Source organism: Arthrobacter sp. BI5 (genome assembly GCF_056680065.1).
Genome location: NZ_CM155264.1, coordinates 3156844 through 3175290 on the forward strand (window position 1 = coordinate 3156844; position 18447 = coordinate 3175290).

The following is an 18447-nucleotide window of genomic DNA, read 5'->3' on the forward strand; positions in this document are numbered from 1 at the left end:
CAGCCTAGCTGCCGGCCTAGGCCGGAACCGGGACCGGGGCCTTGTTTCCGGTGTCCTTGCGGATCGTCGCGCTGATCACGGCGGCGATCGTGCACATGGCCGCAGCGGCAAACCAGGCGTAGGTGTACTGTCCGGTGGCGTCGCGGACGGCGCCGGCGGCCAGGGCTGCCGCGGCGGCGCCCAGTTGGTGCGCGGCGAAGACCCAGCCGAAAACCACGCTGCCGTCGGCGCCGAACACCTGGCGGCAGATCGCGGCGGTGGGCGGGACGGTGGCCACCCAGTCCAGGCCGTAAATGACCACGAACACGATCATGCTGGGCTGGACTTCCGCGCTCAGCAGCAGCGGCAGCACCAGCAGCCCGATCCCCCGGAACTGGTAGTAGACGGCGAGCAGGATCCGCGGGTTGAACCGGTCCGTCAGCCAGCCGGAGGCGATGGTCCCGAGGATGTCGAAGATGCCGACGACGGCGAGCAAGCCGGCCGCGGTGGTCTCGGCCATGCCGTGGTCGTGCGCGGAGGGGATGAAGTGGGTGCCGATCAGCCCGTTGGTCGTGGCCCCGCAAATGGCGAAGCCCGCCACAAGCGCCCAGAAGGTCCGGACCCTGCTGGCCCGCTTGAGCACCTGCAGCGCCCGGACGGCGGCATTGCGGCGTGGTGCGGCCTGCGCGGCCGGGGATCCCGGGGCAGCGGCCTGCACTGCTGTCGTGGCGGGGCCGTCCACCTCCGCCGCGTCCGCCCCCTCGTCCGCCTCGTCGTCCGCCTGCCCGGCGGCGGCGTCGGCACCATAGGGCAGCGTGCCGGCGTCGGCGGGTGAGTTCTTCAGGAATTTGAGCACCAGCGGCACCACAGCCAGCGCGCCGGCGGCGATCAGCAGCGAGGCCTGCCGCCAGCCGGGGCTCTGCGCGAGGGCGGCGATGAACGGCAGGAATACCAGTTGCCCGGCCGCGCTGCCTGCGGTGAGGATGCCGATCACCAGTCCGCGGCTCTTCACGAACCAGGTGTTGGCGACCGTGGCGGCGAAGACCAGCGCCATGGATCCGGTGCCGAGGCCGATCAGCAGGCCCCAGGTCAGCAGGATCTGCCAGGACTGGTTCACCAGTACGGTCAGGGCGCTGCCGGCCCCGATCAGCACCAGTGCCACAGATGTCACGGCACGGATCCCGAAGCGCTCCATCAGGGCCGCGGCGAAAGGGGCGGTGAGGCCGAACAGCACCAGGTTGATGCTCACGGCGGCCGAGAGGACTGTGGTGGACCAGCCGAACTCGTTCTGCAGCGGCACCATCAGCACGCCCGGGGCGGCCCGGAAACCGGCGGCGCCGACCAGTGCCAGGAACGCGACGACGGCGACGGTCCAGGCCGGATGGATCCGGCGCTTCGTTGAGGGGTGCCGGGCGGGCGGGGCGGGGGTGGTCCGGGGCGCTCTCATGCCGCAGTTCCGTTCTGCCGGGTGGCCGGAGCGGTGGCAAGGGGAACCGGGTCGGAAGTCCGGGTGAGGCTGTGCCAGCTGGTGTTTGCGGCCGTGAGCCGTTCGCCGCAGGCCGTGCAGCTGTCCGCCGAGGTGGTGCGCTGCCCGCAGCCGCTGTGGACCACAAACATGTGCGCCTGTTCGGACGGCGCGGCCAGGTGCTTTTCGGACCAGATCACGACGGCGTTGAGCACCGGCAGGGCGTCTTCGCCTTTGGCGGTGAGCACGTACTCCTGGCGGCGGCGGCCGCCGTCGTCGTCGTAGGGCCGGCGGGTGAGGAGGCCGGCCTCGACGAGCGCTGCGAGCCGCCTGGTAAGGACCGAGTCCGCCGCGCCGAGGCGGGCCTTCATGGCCTCGAAGCGCCCGTTGCCAAAAAAGACTTCGCGGAGGACCAGCATGCCCCAGGGGTCGCCCAGAACCTCCAGGCCGCGGGCCATGCTGCAATTGCGCCGGGACCAGTCGGATCGAAGTGCCATATCGGCAGGCTAGTTGACTCTCTTCAAGAAAGCTAGGCCGAACGTACACTTGGGGCCCTTGACGCGCGGGTCCAGGGCCGCAAGTGTCCGTTCGCGCGCAAACCCAGGGCCGCAAGTGTCCGTTCGCGCGCAAACCCGGGGCCCCAAGTGTCCGTTCGCGCTTTGGGCGGGGGCCGGGGCTAGAGGTGCTGGCGGAGGCCGGCCCGGGAGGGCCGGTAGGCCAGGGCCCAGTACACCAGCATCGCGATCCCGCAGACCACGCCCAGGCTCGCGACGGTGAGCTGCCACTGCGTGTTCGGGTCCTTGCCCCACTCGTGCGCCCCGGCCATCACCGCGAGGTACTTGGGCGTCAGGTAGAAGGCGACCACAGAGGCGGCGACGATGATCCAGCCCGCCAGCCGCATCCTGCCGTTGCGCGAGGGCACGCGGTGAATGGCGAAGCCCATGCAGGGCAGCGCCACGGCCATCCAGACCCAATGGTGGGACCAGGACACCGGGCTGATCAGCAGCATCAGCAGGGCGGTGGCGGACACGGCCACGAAGTTCTCTTCCGCGTCGACGGCCCACTTGATCACGAGCGCGGCCACGGCGGCCAGGCCGAAGGCGAGCACCAGCCACACCACGGACGTCAGGGACGAATCCGGCAGGCCCAGGTGCAGCAGCAGGCCCTTGACCGAAAGGTTGTCCACATAGCCCGGGCCACCGATCCGTCCGGTGTCCGGCAGGATCTTGGTCCAGAACGTGAGCGAGGCCGTGGGCAGCATGGCCCAGGCCAGCGCAATCGACCCGAAGAAGCCCGCGGCCATCCAGCCGAGGGCCTTGAAGTCGCGGCGGACCAGGAAGTACAGGCCGAAGGCGAGCGGGGTCAGCTTGATCCCGGCCGCCAGTCCGATCAGCAGGCCCGCCGGCCAGCGGAACTCCCCCGCCCGGGACTTTCCGTAGAGTGCAAAGTCGGCCAGGATCAGGCCCATCAGGATGATGTTGATCTGGCCGAAGTCGAAGGTGTCCCGCCACGGCCCCATCAGCAGGATTGCCGCGGTGCCTGCCAGGGCCACGGCCCGGAATCGCCAGTCCGCGGCCGCGTCGCGCCAGCGGCCCAGCCCGAAGTAGTGCCGGGTCAGCCAGGCGGACACAACGGCAGCGCCGAGCAGCGCCGTGGCAATAAAAACGACGCCGCCGGCGCTCTGGCCCAGCGTCGCCATGGCGGCGAAGATCAGCGCAGCGAAGGGCGGGTAGGTGAACGGCAGCCCGTCCCGGGGCGCGTACAGCTCATTCACCCCGGTCTCACCGGCCTGCAGAACGCGGTTCCCGCCGTAGAAGTAGACCTCGAAGTCGTTCAGCAGCGGGATGTAGGCCGAGTACAGCACCACCAGGGCGGCGACGACGGCGGCCGCGCCGGCCGCCGTCGCGACCCAGCCGCGGGTGGTGGAGCCGGTTGCCCGGGAAGTGACGGTCACCGGAGGCTAGCTGCCCGTCTCAATGCGCGCGAACGCCTGCTCGAGGTCCGCGATCAGGTCCTCGACGTCCTCGATGCCGCAGGAGAGCCGGATCAGGTTCTCGGGGACCGCCAGTTCGGTGCCCTTGACCGAGGCGTGCGTCATCTCGGAGGGGTAGTTCATCAGCGATTCGATGCCGCCCAGGGATTCGGCCAGCGTGAACACCGAGGTGGACTCGGCGACCTTGCGCGCCGCGGCCTCGCCGCCCTTGAACTGCACGGAAATCATCCCGCCGAACTTCTTCATCTGCTTTTTCGCCAGCTCGTGGCCCGGGTGCGAGGGCAGGCCCGGGTACAGCACGGCCTCCACCTCGGGGCGCTGCAGCAGCCATTCGGCCACGGCCTGGGCGTTGTCGCTGTGCCGGTCCATCCGCACGCCAAGGGTTTTGAGTCCGCGGGTGGTGAGGAAAGCGTCCATCGGCCCGGACACGGCGCCGACGGCGAACTGCACGAAGCCGATCTTCTCGGCCAGCTCCGGGTCGTTGACGATGATCGCGCCGCCGACGACGTCGGAGTGGCCGCCGATGTACTTGGTGGTGGAGTGCACCACGACGTCGGCGCCGAGTGCCAGCGGGTTCTGCAGGTAGGGCGAGGCGAAGGTGTTGTCCACCACGAGGAGGGCGCCGGCGTCGTGCGCCACCTGGGCGAGGGCCGCGATGTCGGTGATTTTCATCATCGGGTTCGACGGCGTCTCCACCCAGACCAGCTGGGTCTTGCCGCCGGCCTCGCCGCCGTTCGAGCCGCCAGCCGCGACGGCCTTGGCGACGGCGTCAAGGTTGGACATGTCTACCGGGGTGTTGCCGATCCCCCACTCGCCCAGGACGCGGCTGATCAGCCGGTACGTCCCGCCGTAGGCGTCGTTGCCGAGCACAATGTGGTCCCCGGGCCGGGTCAGGGCGCGGATCATCGAGTCCTCGGCGGCCAGCCCGGAGCTGAAGGAGAACGCGTGCGAGCCGCCCTCCAGCGCGGCGAGCTGTTCCTGCAGGGCGTCGCGGGTGGGATTGGTGCCGCGGCCGTATTCATAGCCGGCGCGGAGTCCGCCGATCCCGTCCTGCGCGTAGGTGGAGGAGAAATGCACCGGGGGCACCACGGCGCCGGTGCGCGGCTCGAAGGCCTGGCCGGCGTGCACGGCGCGGGTGTTGAAGCCGGCCTGGGCCGCGGAAGAGCTTTCTGGCTGGGACATGGGACTCCTTGAACTGGTCAGTTGCTGAGGTAGGCGAGGAGGTCGTGGCGGGTCAGGATCCCCACCGGAGCGCCGACGAACGTCACCATCAGGGTGTCGGTGTCGGAGAGGAGTTCGCGGGCCGTCGAGATCGATTCGAGCGAACCGATCACCGGCAGCCGCGCCTCCATGTGTTCGGAGATCTTGTCGGTGAGGTTCGCCTCGCCGCGGAAGAGCTTGGCGGTCAGGGTGCGTTCGTCGACGGCCCCGAGCACCTCGCCCATCACCACCGGCGGCTCCTGGGACAGCACCGGGATGTGCGAGACGCCGTACTCGTTCATGATGTTGATGACGTCACGGACGGACTCGTTCGGGTGGATGTGCACCAGGTCCGGCAGTTCGCCGGTCTTGGCTTTGAGCACCTCCCCCACCGAGGCCTCGTCTCCGCCGGACAGGAAGCCGTACGAGCGCATCCACTGGTCGTTGAAGATCTTGGCCAGGTAGCCGCGGCCGGAGTCGGGCAGGATCACGACGACGACGGCGTCCGCGGGCAAATCCTTGGCGGCCTGCAGCGCGGCGACGACGGCCATGCCCGAGGAACCGCCCACCAGCAGGCCTTCTTCCCGGGCCAGCCGGCGGGTCATGGCGAAGGAGTCGGCGTCGCTGACGGCGATCACGTCGTCGGGCACGGCCTTGTCGTAGTTTGCCGGCCACATGTCCTCGCCGACGCCTTCAACGAAATACGGCCGGCCGGTGCCGCCGGAGTAGACCGAGCCGGCAGGGTCGGCGCCGATGATCTTGACCACGCCGCCGTCGGCCTCGGCCCGGTCCGCGGAAACTTCCTTGAGGTACCGGCCGGTGCCGGTGATGGTGCCGCCGGTGCCCGCACCGATCACGCAGTGCGTGATCCTGCCGTCCGTGTCGCGCCAGATTTCCGGGCCGGTGGACTCGTAGTGGCTGGCCGGGGCGGCCGGGTTGGAGAACTGGTCCGGCTTGTAGGCGCCGGGGATTTCGGTGACCAGGCGGTCCGAGACACCGTAGTAGCTTTGCGGGCTGTCCGGGGCGACGGCGGTGGGCGTCACCACCACTTCGGCGCCGTAGGCCTGCAGCACGGCGCGTTTGTCCTCGCCGACCTTGTCCGGGACCACGAAGATGCAGCGGTAGCCCTTCTGCTGCGCCACGAGGGCCAGGCCCACGCCGGTGTTGCCGGAGGTGGGCTCGACGATGGTCCCGCCGGGCTGGAGCTTGCCGTTGCGCTCCGCCTCCTCGATCATCTTGGCGGCGATGCGGTCCTTGATGGACCCGCCGGGGTTCAGGTATTCCAGCTTCACCAGGAGCGTGGCGGCGATGCCGTCGGTCACGTGGTTGAGTTTGACGAGCGGCGTGTTGCCGATGAGGTCCAGGACGGACTGGGCGTACTTCATAGGTACAAAGTTACCGTCTGCGGGGCCGCGGGCACGTCGCGTCGCCGCTGCCGCCGTGCGGGTGCGACGATTAGGCGGTGAAACGAAGGACCTGGTGGAAGACGCTCAGGAGCTACCTGGTCCCCGGCGGCATGCTGCTGGCCGGGGGCGCGGCGCTGGGCACCGGGCTGCTGCCGTGGCCCGCCTTCGAGGAACTCACCGGGCGCACGGTGCCCGTGCTGGGCTTTGTGGTGGCGATGTCCCTGGTGACCGAGCTGGTGGACGACGCCGGGCTGTTCCGGGCGGTCACTGACCGCCTGGCCGCGCTGGGCCGGGGCCGCGTGTTGCTGCTCTGGCTGCTGGTGATCGCCCTGGCCACAGTCTCCACCGTATTCCTGTCGCTGGATACGACGGCGGTGCTGGTCACTCCCGTGGTGGTGCTGCTGGCGGTCCACGCCCGGATCCCGCCGCTGCCCTTCGCCCTGACCACCATCTGGCTCGCGAACACGGCGTCGCTGCTGCTGCCCGTGTCCAACCTGACCAACCTGCTGGCCCAGTCCCGGCTGGGCCTCAGCCCCGCCGCCTTCGCCTCGCTGGTCTGGGCGCCCGCGCTGGTGGGGGTCCTGGTCCCGCTGGCGCTGCTGTGGCTGGCCTTCCGGAAGGATCTGCGGGGCCGCTACGGCCCGCAGCCGGTCCACCGGGTGCGGGACCGGGTGCTGCTCTATGCCTCGGCCGGCGTGATGCTGCTCCTGCTGCCGGCGCTGGTCTCCGGGATCCCGGTGTATCTTCCGGCTGCGGCCGCCGCCGTGGTCCTCCTGGTTCTCTTCCTGTGGCGCCGCCGCTCCGCCTTGCGCTGGTCGATGATTCCGTGGCGGCCGCTGATGCTCACGGTCGGCCTGTTCATGGTCGTGGAGGCTCTGCACGCCAACGGCCTGGCGGGCGTCCTGGGCCGGGTGGCCGGGTCCGGGGAGAGCCTGCCGGCGCTGCTGCAGCTGGCCGCGCTGGGCACGGGCGCGGCGAACGCGGTCAACAACCTGCCGGCCTACCTCGCGCTGGAACCGGTGGGCGGCTCGCCGGTGCGGCTTGCGGCCCTGCTGATCGGCGTGAATCTCGGCCCGCTGGTGACGCCCTGGGCTTCGCTGGCGACCCTGCTCTGGCACGAACGCCTGCGGGCCCTCAACGTCGAGATCCGCTGGGGCGGCTTCGCGTTGGCGGGCGTCGCCGCCGTCGCCCTGACGGTCCCCCTGGCGGTCGTGGCTCTCTGGCTGACCAGCGGCATGCACTGATCCGGCGTCAGGCCCCCAGGTCGTTCCCGGCGGTTGCGCCGGCGCCACCGGCCGCCTCACCGGTACTGTCGCCGGCTGCGGCCGGGGCCGCGTTTTGCCAGAGCCCCACAATGTTGCCCTCGGTGTCCTTGAAGTACGCATTCCAACCGGACCCCGGCACCTCCATCTTGCCGCGGTGGACCGAACCGCCCCGGGCCGCGATCTGCGCCAGCGCCTCGTCGATGTCGTCGACGTCGACCGTCACCACCGGGGCCGTGAGGTCGCCGCGGCGGAACAGGCCGCCGTTGATGGACCCGGACACCGCGGGCCGGCCCCGCTCGTCCAGGGGGGTGGTCAGCGCCAGGCTGTATTCCATCTCCGGCATGACCTGGAAACCCCAGCCGAACACCGCACTGTAGAACTCCCGGGCGCGGTTCTCGTCGTCCGCGGGAAGCTCGAAATGCACCACGCCACCAGCCATCACATTCTCCTGACCTTCAAGGGATCCGCTCCCGGGGACGGCACGGCAACCCGCGCCACAGCCGGAGTCTAGTCCCGCGCGGGGCTCCGGATAAGGGCCATCGGGTCCGGCGGGCCCCGCCACCGAGGGCGGTCCGGAATATGCCCGGATGTGCCCGCCGTCGGCCCCGCGTGGGAACATGTTCGGGTGACAACCGCAGAGCTCCCCGCCGGCACCGCCGCCGCGGCGGACGCCTCGCTCCGGTGGCACCCGGGCGGCCCCTACGACCTGATGCAGACCCTCGGCCCGCTCCGCCGGGGCCACGGCGATCCCTCCATCCGGGTCACCCCCGACGGCTTCTGGCTGGCGTTCACGACGCCGGCCGGTCCTGCCTCACTGCGCCTGTCCCCCGCCGGTCCGGTCTGCGCGCCGTGGATCGAGGCCCGCGCCTGGGGGCCCGGGGCAGCCGAGGCGATCGGTGCCGTGCCGCGCCTGCTGGGCCGCGACGACGACTGGTCGGCCTTCGACGAACCCGCCTTCCACGCCACGCTCCCGCGGATGGTGGTGGACGCCCGGCGCCGGAACCCCGCCGTCCGGCTGCCAGCCACCGGCCGGATGATCGACGCGCTGGTGCCCACGGTCCTCGAGCAGAAGGTCACGGTGATCGAGGCGCGCCGCGGCTACCGCTACCTGGTGTACCGGTTCGGGACCGCGGCCCCCGGCGCCGGCACCGTCGCCCCCGCCAACCTCCTGGTCCAGCCCACCCCCGAGCAGTGGCTGCGGATCCCGTCCTGGGAATGGCACCAGGCCGGGGTCGGCCCGCAGCGCTCGGACACCGTCATGCGGGCGCTGCGCTCCGCCGTCGCACTGGAACGCCTGGCAGCGCTGCCGGCGGTCGAAGCGGCCGCGAAGCTGCAGACCCTTCCCGGGATCGGTATCTGGACGGCGGCCGAGGTGGTGCAGCGCACGCACGGCTGTCCGGACTCGATCGCGGTGGGCGACTACCACCTGGCGGCTTACGTCGGCGCTGCCCTCACTGGGCGGCGGACGGACGACGCCGGGATGCTGCGGCTGCTGGCGCCCTGGGCCGGCCACCGGCAGCGGGTGGTGCGGATGATCGGCCTCAGCGGATTCCGGAAGCCGGTCTTCGGCCCGCGGATGACCATCCAGGACCACCGCGGTCACTGACCCCGCGTCAGCGCTGCACGGAATCCGGGCTGGGCCGCAGTCCGGGGGCACTTTGGCGCGGACACGCCGCCAACCGGAGCGCCGACGTCGCGTATTGCCCCCAAAGTCCCCCCGGACGGTACCACCCGGCCGCGAAACACCGCTCGCGGTACGGCCGCCTCCGGCCGCTGCTACAGTCCCAGCCGGGCCACGGCCTCCTGGCGCATGTCCACCTTGCGGATCTTGCCGGACACCGTCATGGGGAAGCTTTCCCGGACGTCCACGTAGCGCGGGATCTTATAGTGCGCCAGCTTGCCCCGGCAGAAGTCGGCCAGGCCGGCGGCGTCCAGCATGCCAGCGCCGGGCTTGAGGATCACGCAGGCCATCAGTTCCTCGCCGTAGGCGGCGTCAGGGACACCGATCACCTGAACGTCCTGAATGTCCGGGTGGGTGTAGAGGAACTCCTCGATCTCGCGCGGGTAGACGTTCTCGCCGCCGCGGATCACCATGTCCTTGATCCGCCCCTCGATCACGAGATAGCCGTCCGTATCCATGCGCGCCAGGTCGCCGGTGTGCATCCAGCCGTCGGCGTCGATCGCCTCCGCTGTCTTGTCCGGCTGGTTCCAGTAGCCCTGCATCACCGAGTACCCGCGGGTGCACAGCTCGCCGATCTCGCCGCGCTGCAGGACCCCTCCGGTCACCGGGTCCACCACTTGGCTCTCCAGGTGCGGCATGGTCCGGCCTACGGTCTGCGTGCGCTGGGCCATCGTGTCCACGCTGCGGGTCATGGTGGAAACCGGCGAGGTCTCCGTCATGCCGTAGCAAATGGCAACATCGCGCATGTTCATCTCCGCGATCACCCGGTTCATGACCTCGATGGGGCACAGCGAGCCGGCCATAACGCCGGTGCGCAGTGTGGACAGGTCGTAGGAGGCGAAGTCCGGCAGGGCGAGTTCGGCGATGAACATGGTCGGCACGCCGTACAGCGATGTCCCGCCGAAGTCCTGCACAGCCTCCAGCGCGGCGGCCGGTGAGAACCCGCGGCCCGGGATGATGGTGGCGGCGCCGTGGCTGAAGGCGGCCAGATTGCCGATCACCATGCCGAAGCAGTGGTAGAACGGCACCGGCAGCACCACCCTGTCGTGCTCGGTGTAGTCCAGCAGCTCGCCGATGGAGTAGCCGTTGTTGAGCAGGTTGCGGTGCGTCAGGGTGGCGCCCTTGGGGAAACCGGTGGTGCCGGAGGTGTACTGCAGGTTGATCGCGTCGTGCGGGTCCAGTTCGGCCATCCGCGCCTTCAGCCCTGAATGCGCGACGTCGTCGGCCCGCCTGAGGAGTTCCGCATAGGTCTGTTCCGCCTCGCTTTCCGGAACGCCGGCGCCGAGGCCGGGCAGGCCTCCATCGGGCAGGAACACGAGTTCGCGCAGCTCGGGACATTCCGCCAGCGCCTGCCGGGCCATCCCGGTGTAATCGCTGTTCTTGTCCGACGGTGCCGCCACCAGCATCCGCATGCCGTTCTGCCTGACGACGAATTCCAGTTCATGGCCGCGGTACGCCGGGTTGACGTTGACCAGGATCGCCCCGATCTTCGCCGTGGCGTACTGCAGGATGGTCCATTCGGCGCAGTTCGGGCTCCAGATGCCGATCCGGTCGCCGGTGGCGACGCCGAGCGCGAGCAGCGCGCGGGCCAGCCGGTCGACGTCGTCGTTCATCTTGGTGTAGCTCCACCGCCGGGCCTCCCCTCCCGGAACCGCCGCGGCCTCAATCAGTGCATCGTGGAACGGGAACCGGGCAACGACCCGCTCAAAGTGGTCGCCGATGGTTTCTTCGATCAGCGGGACGTCAGTGTCCCCGGCTGTGTACGCAAGCATGGTGTGACGCTACCAACAGCCCGGCGGCAAGAGAAGGGTAAAGCGTGGAAGTCCTAGGAAATCTTCCGGCCATCTCCGGGCGCCGGCGCGGCCGCCCGGTAGGGTAAAGGCCATGAGCGAACCCATTGACCTGCAAGCCACTTTCATCCCCAACGAGGGCGAGTTCTTCCGCGTGAAGCTTGCCCTCGAGATCGCGATCGACGAGGTAGTCAACGAGCCCGGCTGCATCCGCTATGAACTGACCGAGGCGAGCGAGGACAAGCTGGTGCTGACCGAGCGGTGGGCCTCCCAGGAGGACCTGGACAAGCACTCGAAGGGCACGGCGGTCCAGGACCTGAACGAGTCCCTGAGCGCACTGCTGGCCGAGCCGGTCAAGCTGGAAAAGCTCTAGTCCGGCCGCTCGCACCCACCCAACAGCAAGGCGGGGTCACTCCGCGCCCATAACCCTGTCAGGGATGGGCGCGGAGTGACCCCGCGTTGATTTAAATCGTTGCTTTTAGCCGTTGGGAGCCGGATCAGACGTCCGGAATCTGGGTGCCGTCCTGCTGGGTTGCGGCTTCGGCCTGCGAGCGGGCCACGTGCGCGTGGACTTCCTCCATGTCGAGCGCCTTGACGGCATCGACCACCTGCTCCAGCTGCTGGGCGTTCAGCGCCCCCGGCTGGGAGAACACCAGCACCTTCTCGCGGAAGGCCATCAGGGTGGGGATCGACGTGATGCCGGCCTCGGCGGCGAGCTGCTGCTCGGCTTCGGTGTCCACCTTGGAGAAAACGACGTCCGGGTGCTTCTCCGAAACGGCCGAGTAGGTCGGGCCAAACTGCTTGCACGGGCCGCACCATTCGGCCCAGAAGTCTACGAGGACAATGTCGTTGTCCTCGACGGTCGATGCGAACTGTTCACCTGTAATGTCTACGGTAGCCATGGGTCAACGGTACGCGAGCCGCCCGTGAAAGTCCCCTGCGTTTCGCTGTTGGCACATCCGCCGCCGGGTTAGGCCCAGGCGTGCGGGGCGGGCCGGCGGGCCCCCGGCAGCGCGTTTGTTTCGCGCCAGTTGTGGATCCACTCGGGCAGTTCCAGTTCCGCCGGCGGAGCCCCGAATTCGCGGATGATCTCCTCCTGGCTGACCGGGCCACCCTTGGCCACCAGCCGGGTGGCGATGTGCGCCCGGGCGTAGATTTCGCCGTCGGCCACCATGCGTTGTTCGAAGTAGATGGCCTTCTCATCCAGCCCGATGACCTTGGTCTCGATGCTGTAGCGCTGCCACAGCTGCAGGGAGCGGCGGAAGGCAATCGTCTCCCCCGCCACCACCGGCGTCCAGCCGCGCCGGCGCATGGCCTGCCAGGTCCCGCTGCGTGCCATCAGGTCGAACCGGCCCAGGTCCATCAGGGAGAAATACATGCCGTTGTTGACATGCATGGCGATGTCAATGTCCGTCGGCAGGACCCGTAGCGGCAACGAGGACGCGTCCCAGATACCGAGCGGCGAGCGCCGGGCCGACTTAATGAGCAGGAGGATGGTGCGGAGCAGCAGATGCATGGGCACTATGTTACCCGCGAGTAACAATGGTGCCAAAGACGGGTGCCCGGCTCAGCTGGCGGAGAGGACGGCGACCGTGGCCTTACGGCCCGCGCCGCGGACGGACCAGCAGTTCCCGGCGCCGATCACCTCGAGGTCCTCGAGGTCCGCGTGGCGCCGCACCAGCGCGGTGTTCTCGTCCACCGCCACCGCCCGGTCCACAAGGCCCTCCGCGACCGCCGCAACCGCGCGGCTCAGGGTCCCGGCCTGGGCGGCATGGACGTCGACGGCGAACGGCACCAGGCCCAGGCCGTCGCGGACCTCAAGCTCGTCAAGGCCTTCCGAGCATTCCTGCGAGCACACCTCGACACCCCGGAGCCGGTAGCCGCCCACCAGGGCGCGCTGCGGCGCGATCATCGCGCCGGCGGAGAATCCGAGGTAGGGGACGCCGGCCGCGACCGCCGCCCGGATCGCCGCCGCCGAGCCCCGGAGGCCTTCAAGGTAGTCCGGGGTGGGGCCGCCGCCGACGACGATCCCGTCGACGTCGTCGAACGCCGCCGGATCGGCCGGCTCGTTGGCGCGCAGCAGCACCGGCGTCAGTTGGCAGGGCGTACGGCTGTGCATTGGCTCCAGATAGGCGGGGAGGAAGTACTCCGAACTGCCTTCGCGGTCAAAGAGCACTACGGCGATCCGGGCAGGCCGGCTTCCGCCGGTGCGGTTCCGGACCTCCTTGACGAACCGGTCAAACACAACCGGGGTGGTCACAGTATCGGGCCCGCCGCCCACCAGCATGATGCTCATGGGTATCACGGTACCGCCCCGGCTGCCGGGTCAGTCCGCGGTCGGGTCAGTCCGCGGCGACCAGCTCGACTTCGAAGCCGTCCGCGTTGACCAGGTAGGCGGCGTAATGGCCGGGGCCGCCCGCGTGCGGATACTTTTCCGGGAACAACCCGGTCCAGCCGTGGGCGGGGGCGTCCGCCGCCAGCGCGTCCACGTGCTCCTGCGTCCCGGCACGGAAGGCCAGATGGTTCAGCCCGGGCGCCGTGCGGTGGTGGGTCCGGCTGCTCAGGTCCGGGGACTCTTCGACGACGATGTACGTGGGTCCGCGCCGCCAGCTGCGCCCGCCGGGCCAGTCCTGGTACTGCTCGTAACCGAGCCGGGCCAGCAGCCAGCCCCAGTGGTCCGTGGCCCGGCCGAGGTCCGGTACCCACAGCTCGATGTGGTGCAGGGCGCCGAAAGATTCGTCAGTCACTGTGTGAGTCTCCCACGCGTCAGTGCAGGATGCGCTGGAACAGGACATGGTCCTGCCAGCTGCCGGCGATATGCAGGTACTCCGGGGCCAGCCCGATCTGCTGGAAACCGGCGCGCCGCAGCACAGCCTGCGAGGCGGCGTTGTGCGGCAGGGTGGCCGCCTGGATGCGGTGCAGATCCAGCGCGGTGCCGGCGGCAGCGACACCGTGGGCGACGGCGGCCGTGCCGACGCCCCGGCCGGTATATTCCTGGTCCACCCAGTAGCCGAGGTTGGCGCTGCGGAACGGGCCCCGCACGATGCCACTCAATGTCATCGTGCCCACCGCCCAGTCGCCCTGCAGCAGGATCCAGGGAACGGCGGTCCCGGCGGCGAACATGGCGAGGTTGCCGGCGATGTTCGCCCGCTGGCCCTCCGTCGCGAAGAATTCCGCGCTCCGGACCGGTTCCCAGGGCGCGAGGTGCTCCCGGTTCCGCCGGTAGGCGGCACCCAGCCGCTCGGCGTCGGAGCCGCGCAGCAGCCTGATCCGGACACCGCCGGGCAGATCGCCCGCCAGCGTGCTGGGACTCTCAGTCATCACCCTCCCCATCCTTCCGGATCCTCCTTGCTGCAGCCGCCAGCGCCGCGCCGCTGACGGGCCCGGGCCCGGGCCTCGGCCTCCGTCCGTGCCACGGCGGCCCCGTCCCCGGTCCGGCGTGCGGGCCGGTCCTGGTCCGTGGGCCGGGCTTGGTCCCCTGGGCGGCGTTAGACTCGGGGCATGTCGGCTCTGTGGGGGGCGCGGATCCTGCGCGCGAAGGTATTGCTGCTGGTTCTGCTCCTGCCCCTGGCTGGGTGCGAATACAGCCCCGAGGAGGCGCCCGAGCCCGCGCCGACTGCCACGCGCTCCGTGGACCCCGCCGCATTCCTGGCCGAAGTGACCCGGCAACTCGCGGGCCCGCCTGCCGGTTCCGGCGTTCCGTACGCAACTGGCAAGACCGCCGAGTGGACCACCGACCTCGCTGCCGGGGACTACCTGCTGACGGCGGCATGCTCCGGCGCCACCCGGCTGGAAGTAAAGCTGGTCCGGGGACAGGGACTTCCGGAGGCCTGGGACTACCCCTGCGGCGAGGCCCGCGCCACGTTCATCCGGCACACGGGCGGCATACTTACGGCCCGTGCCACCGCCCTGTACGGCCTCGATGCCGGCGTCGCCGGGGTGAAGATCGAGCCCAACACGGACGAATCGCTGCGCGAGAATTTCGGTGCCAGCGCCTGGGCCCGGGACGTCCTGGATCCGTCGGTCCCCGGCGAATACCGGGGCTCCGCCACGTCCGACGCGCCGACCAGCTTTGGGCTCTCCGCCCCGCCCGGCCTCTACGACTTGAATTTCGCCTGCCGCGGGACGGCGGCGACGCGGCTGTCCATCCGCAGCTGGAACGGCGCCGAAGTCCTGTCCGAACGGACCGTCCCGTGCGGGGAAGTCATCAGCATCCTGTTGCAACTGCCCTGGGAGGGCGCTGAGCTGAGCATGGCGCCCGCTGGCAGCACGGGGCAATACTCGTTCCGGCTCGTGCCACTCGGGAGCGGACCGGGCTAGTCTGCAGTCAGGTCCGCGGCCTCGTCGCCGCTTCCGGTGAGCGCAAGGATCATGCGCTCCATCCGGGCGACGCCGGCAAAGCGTCCTGCGTTGTCGGTCACCAAAAGCGTGTCGAACCTTTGGGCGTTCGGCCTCGTCATGGAACGGGCCAGCGCCTCGCTGAGCGGAGTATCGAGGTTCACCCGCATCCCCGGGCTCACCACGGCAAGCGCAGCCGCCCCCGCGTCCAGCACCGCGACCGGCCGCAAGTGCTCGCCGAGCAGCACAACCGCTTCCAGCGCCGGGTTGGCTGCAAAAGCCTCGGCGGCCAGCGCGACGCTGTCCACCGTCGCCGCCGGTTCGACGACGTCGCGGATGACCGTCTTGTGCGCCACCGGCCGCGTGCTGGCCAGGCGGTGTGCCACGTCAAGGTCGATGCCGGCCCACGGCGGAGCCGGCCGGGCAAGGTAGTAGCCCTGCACGAGCGGTACACCCAGCGAGACGAGCGCCTCGAGCTCCTCGGCCCGCTCCACCCCCTCGGCCAGGATCCAGGCATCCACGCGGCTCGCAAAGGCGCCAAGCATCCCGATCAGTGCCCGCTTCGCCTCATCGCGGTCGACGTCCTGGATCAGGGCCCGGTCGATCTTGATCATCGAGGGACGCAGGGCCAGCAGGTGGCGCAGGCCCGCGTAGCCGGCTCCGGCGTCGTCGACGGCGATCAGGGCACCGGCGGCGCGCAACTGGTTCAGGTCCGGTTCCAGCTCCACGTACGAATCGATCGGCGTCTGCTCCGTCAGTTCGACGATCAGGCCGCCCAGCCTGCCCTCGTCGCGCCACACGCTGCGGATGCACTCGGACGTCAGCAGTTCGGGTGAAACGTTGAGGGTCAGGAAGCAGTTGGCCGGCAGCGCGGCGCGGGCCTTCAGTGCCGTGCGCAGCGCGGCAGATTCAAGCTCGGCGGCTTTACCGTGGGCGCGGGCGGCGGCAAACCACACTTCGGGGTTCTTCTCGGCATAACCGGGAAACCGTGCCAGGGCTTCGTAGCCCACCACCGCTCCCCGCGCCGTATCGATAATGGGCTGATAGGCCGTCGCCAGCCCTTCACCGCGGCAGGCGGACGCGAGCAGGCGCTCCCAGTCCGGAGGGGCTGGCGTGCCGGCGCCGGCGTCGGGATGCGGCCCGCCCGCCGCGGGAATCAACTAGCCGGGACGATAGCTTTGCGCACCGAGCCGACGAGCTCGGGGGAAAGATCGGTCAGGCCGTGCACGGATGCGGCATGGGCGCTGACCTGGACCAGAATCTCGTCGTCCGTGCTGCACACCCAGCGGGCTTCACAACCGGGAACAACGTCACCACATGCAAACGACTTCATTTGAGCTCCTCAGGCACTTTTTGATCAACGCGCCTTACCCTACTCTGCAGTAATGACGAATCGGCTGATCCTCCGGCCGGGGTGTCGTGGTCGTATCGGCGGGCGGTCAGCCATACGGCCAGGCGGGCCGGCGGACGGATCAGCCTGCGACGGTTTGCGTCCCGTCGTCGGCGGCCAGTCCGGCCAGCCATTGCCGGGCTTCGGTCCTCGAGGTGAAGTAGCGCTGGGGACAGTCGTTCCCGCGGCGCATCCAGGCGGCCACCACCCGGTCCACGTTGGACTCACCAACCAGCGCCACGGAGGAAACGAACCGGCTGTCCAGGTAGTGGTTACGGGCTCCGGCAGTTAGCTTGACGTCACTTATATCGATCAGCAACGGCAGCATCCGCCCGGCACTGATTTTTGAAATGGCCAGGACGGACTCGACGGCGTCCGCCGTATCCAGCGCGGAGCCGGAAGCCCAGGCCAGCTGCAGAATTCCGCCCGCATCCAGGCTGAGCTTTCCCTTGCCGGCTGCCAGGACTATCTCCATGTGATTCCCCCTCCTGCGAAAGGGTAACGCCTCGCGGGGACAATATGTGACGCCGGGCACGTTTTCACTCGAAAATGACGGCCTCCCCGCCCATCGACTGCCCCGTAGCCGCCGTTTCCACCCCGCTAAAGGGCACTTACGGAGCAGCCGCCGGCGTGATCCGGACTTCAGGGCGCGGCCGGGCAAAGAAAAACCTCCGGAACCGTGTGGTTCCGGAGGTTTTTCAAGGGTGGCAGATGAGGGATTCGAACCCCCGTAGGCGTTGCCAGCTGATTTACAGTCAGCCCCCTTTGGCCGCTCGGGTAATCTGCCGAACTTCAAAAGAAGATCACTCGCAGCTTCTGTCGTCGAAACGCCTGTTTCCAGTCCGTTCCGCTTCCAGCAACCGCGGGCAAGACAACTTTACAGAACTTCCGCCGAAGAATCGAATCGGCACCGGCCGGCCCCGTAGGGCCCGGAAAATCAGGCTTCTCCGAGGATGCGGCTGGCGAGTTTGGCCTCAAATTTTGCCGCCTGCTCCGCGGTGACCTGGTTCAGCTGCACCGCCCGGGCCAGATCCGCCTGCACACCGTCCAGCCGGGCCGAAGCGTCCGCGGCCGGGCTGAGGATGATGGAGGCCGCCAGCGCCGCGGCGGCCACCGACGTCACCGCCGTGGTGATCGAACCGGCCGCGGCGGCGGCGGAGCTGGAGACGGAACGGATGGCCTTGCGGTTCATGTACTTTGCCTTTCAAGCGGCTCTTCCAAGGACTACAACTGTGCCCGGGCAAGCTTCGTTCCCCCCGTGGTTCAGCTTTGAGCCGACTGTGAGGACCGCCAGCCCCCGCGCAGCTTCACATCCGGAGCATCCGTACTAGGCTGGAATGCAGAAAACACCGCCCTTCAGCAGGGCGTCCGGACAACCATCAGGAGGACAGTCATGGCAGGCGAATCCACATTCGACGTCGTCAGCAAGGTCGACAAGCAGGAGGTCGCCAACGCGCTGAACCAGGCACAGAAGGAACTGGCGCAGCGTTACGACTTCAAGGGCGTCGGCGCTGAGGTCGACTTCAGCGGCGAGAAGATCCTGATGAAGGCCAACTCCGAGGAGCGGGTGCTGGCGGTCCTGGACGTGCTGCAGTCCAAGCTGATCCGCCGCGGCATCTCGCTAAAGTCCCTGGATACCGGGGAGCCCTACCCCTCCGGCAAGGAGTTCCGCCTCGAGGCCACCATCAAGGAGGGCATTGCCCAGGACCTTGCGAAGAAGATCAACAAGCTGATCCGCGACGAGGGGCCCAAGTCGGTCAAGTCCCAGATCCAGGGCGACGAGCTGCGCGTGACGTCCAAGTCCCGCGACGACCTCCAGGAAACCATGAACCTGCTCAAGGGCTTCGACGAGGCCGACCTGCAGTTCGTGAACTTCCGCAGCTAGGAGCGCTAAACCGGCCGGGTTCCAGCGTCATCACGACGCCGGGGCCCGGCCTTTT

The 18447-nt window shown here is 69.2% G+C and carries 21 protein-coding genes and 1 tRNA gene; 5 read left to right on the forward strand and 17 right to left on the reverse strand.

Annotated elements, in window-relative coordinates; translation table 11 throughout:
• Positions 1-16: 16 nt before the first annotated feature.
• From AC1MED_RS14540 to AC1MED_RS14560, 5 genes are all read right to left on the reverse strand, one after another.
• Complete coding sequence (locus tag AC1MED_RS14540; protein ID WP_479783907.1) at positions 17-1426, reverse strand: MFS transporter; 1410 nt, start codon at positions 1424-1426, stop codon at positions 17-19.
• Entirely contained in the window at positions 1423-1941 is a 519-nt protein-coding gene (locus AC1MED_RS14545; protein WP_479783909.1) for a winged helix-turn-helix transcriptional regulator, read from the reverse strand. Before AC1MED_RS14545 ends, AC1MED_RS14540 begins: the two co-directional genes overlap by 4 nt.
• A 179-nt stretch (positions 1942-2120) precedes the next feature.
• A complete protein-coding gene (locus AC1MED_RS14550; RefSeq protein WP_479783910.1) occupies positions 2121-3398 on the reverse strand; it encodes a glycosyltransferase 87 family protein in 1278 nt (425 codons plus the stop codon).
• A 6-nt stretch (positions 3399-3404) separates the two neighbouring features.
• Positions 3405-4619, reverse strand: coding sequence for a cystathionine gamma-synthase (locus AC1MED_RS14555; RefSeq protein WP_346960783.1), 1215 nt, complete (start codon positions 4617-4619; stop codon positions 3405-3407).
• A 17-nt stretch (positions 4620-4636) separates the two neighbouring features.
• Positions 4637-6022: a cystathionine beta-synthase gene (locus AC1MED_RS14560; protein ID WP_479783912.1), complete on the reverse strand. Its 1386-nt coding sequence runs from the start codon at positions 6020-6022 to the stop codon at positions 4637-4639.
• Positions 6023-6153: 131 nt separating this feature from the next.
• Between AC1MED_RS14560 and AC1MED_RS14565 the strand changes: the two genes are divergently transcribed.
• Entirely contained in the window at positions 6154-7287 is a 1134-nt protein-coding gene (locus AC1MED_RS14565; protein WP_479786697.1) for an SLC13 family permease, read from the forward strand.
• Positions 7288-7294: 7 nt separating this feature from the next.
• On the opposite strand, the gene AC1MED_RS14570 is transcribed toward AC1MED_RS14565, so the two are convergent.
• The gene (locus tag AC1MED_RS14570) at positions 7295-7747 is read right to left on the reverse strand and encodes a VOC family protein (RefSeq protein ID WP_479783914.1); all 453 of its coding nucleotides are present in this window, start codon (positions 7745-7747) and stop codon (positions 7295-7297) included.
• A gap of 186 nt (positions 7748-7933) precedes the next feature.
• On the opposite strand from AC1MED_RS14570, the gene AC1MED_RS14575 reads away from it, so the two are divergent.
• Positions 7934-8914, forward strand: a complete 981-nt coding sequence (locus AC1MED_RS14575; protein ID WP_479783916.1) for a DNA-3-methyladenine glycosylase family protein — start codon at positions 7934-7936, stop codon at positions 8912-8914.
• Between the two features lie 170 nt (positions 8915-9084).
• On the opposite strand, the gene AC1MED_RS14580 is transcribed toward AC1MED_RS14575, so the two are convergent.
• On the reverse strand, positions 9085-10761 hold the full coding sequence (locus tag AC1MED_RS14580; protein ID WP_479783918.1) for an AMP-binding protein: 1677 nt from the start codon (positions 10759-10761) through the stop codon (positions 9085-9087).
• Positions 10762-10873: 112 nt separating this feature from the next.
• Between AC1MED_RS14580 and AC1MED_RS14585 the strand changes: the two genes are divergently transcribed.
• Positions 10874-11152, forward strand: a complete 279-nt coding sequence (locus tag AC1MED_RS14585) for a putative quinol monooxygenase (RefSeq protein ID WP_346960789.1) — start codon at positions 10874-10876, stop codon at positions 11150-11152.
• Between the two features lie 124 nt (positions 11153-11276).
• On the opposite strand, the gene trxA is transcribed toward AC1MED_RS14585, so the two are convergent.
• From trxA to AC1MED_RS14610, 5 genes are all read right to left on the reverse strand, one after another.
• A complete protein-coding gene (gene trxA, locus AC1MED_RS14590; protein WP_479783920.1) occupies positions 11277-11681 on the reverse strand; it encodes a thioredoxin in 405 nt (134 codons plus the stop codon).
• A 68-nt stretch (positions 11682-11749) separates the two neighbouring features.
• The gene (locus AC1MED_RS14595; RefSeq protein WP_479783922.1) at positions 11750-12295 is read right to left on the reverse strand and encodes an acyl-CoA thioesterase; all 546 of its coding nucleotides are present in this window, start codon (positions 12293-12295) and stop codon (positions 11750-11752) included.
• A 51-nt stretch (positions 12296-12346) separates the two neighbouring features.
• A complete protein-coding gene (locus AC1MED_RS14600; protein WP_479783924.1) occupies positions 12347-13075 on the reverse strand; it encodes a Type 1 glutamine amidotransferase-like domain-containing protein in 729 nt (242 codons plus the stop codon).
• Between the two features lie 46 nt (positions 13076-13121).
• On the reverse strand, positions 13122-13526 hold the full coding sequence (locus AC1MED_RS14605; protein WP_479783925.1) for a VOC family protein: 405 nt from the start codon (positions 13524-13526) through the stop codon (positions 13122-13124).
• Positions 13527-13545: 19 nt separating this feature from the next.
• A complete protein-coding gene (locus AC1MED_RS14610) occupies positions 13546-14100 on the reverse strand; it encodes a GNAT family N-acetyltransferase (protein ID WP_479783927.1) in 555 nt (184 codons plus the stop codon).
• A 180-nt stretch (positions 14101-14280) separates the two neighbouring features.
• On the opposite strand from AC1MED_RS14610, the gene AC1MED_RS14615 reads away from it, so the two are divergent.
• The gene (locus AC1MED_RS14615) at positions 14281-15099 is read left to right on the forward strand and encodes a hypothetical protein (RefSeq protein ID WP_479783929.1); all 819 of its coding nucleotides are present in this window, start codon (positions 14281-14283) and stop codon (positions 15097-15099) included.
• On the opposite strand, the gene AC1MED_RS14620 is transcribed toward AC1MED_RS14615, so the two are convergent.
• The 5 genes from AC1MED_RS14620 to AC1MED_RS14640 form a co-directional block, all read right to left on the reverse strand.
• Positions 15096-16277, reverse strand: coding sequence for an EAL domain-containing protein (locus AC1MED_RS14620; protein ID WP_479783931.1), 1182 nt, complete (start codon positions 16275-16277; stop codon positions 15096-15098). The genes AC1MED_RS14615 and AC1MED_RS14620 overlap by 4 nt on opposite strands.
• Positions 16274-16450, reverse strand: a complete 177-nt coding sequence (locus AC1MED_RS14625) for a DUF1059 domain-containing protein (protein ID WP_479783933.1) — start codon at positions 16448-16450, stop codon at positions 16274-16276. The genes AC1MED_RS14620 and AC1MED_RS14625 overlap by 4 nt, the downstream gene beginning before the upstream one ends.
• Positions 16451-16589: 139 nt before the next feature.
• Positions 16590-16982, reverse strand: a complete 393-nt coding sequence (locus tag AC1MED_RS14630; protein WP_479783935.1) for a DUF7793 family protein — start codon at positions 16980-16982, stop codon at positions 16590-16592.
• Between the two features lie 230 nt (positions 16983-17212).
• A tRNA-Tyr gene (locus AC1MED_RS14635) sits at positions 17213-17294 on the reverse strand.
• Between the two features lie 150 nt (positions 17295-17444).
• On the reverse strand, positions 17445-17699 hold the full coding sequence (locus AC1MED_RS14640; protein ID WP_479783937.1) for a hypothetical protein: 255 nt from the start codon (positions 17697-17699) through the stop codon (positions 17445-17447).
• Positions 17700-17900: 201 nt separating this feature from the next.
• On the opposite strand from AC1MED_RS14640, the gene AC1MED_RS14645 reads away from it, so the two are divergent.
• On the forward strand, positions 17901-18392 hold the full coding sequence (locus AC1MED_RS14645) for a YajQ family cyclic di-GMP-binding protein (protein ID WP_138768479.1): 492 nt from the start codon (positions 17901-17903) through the stop codon (positions 18390-18392).
• The last annotated feature ends 55 nt before the right edge of the window (positions 18393-18447 follow it).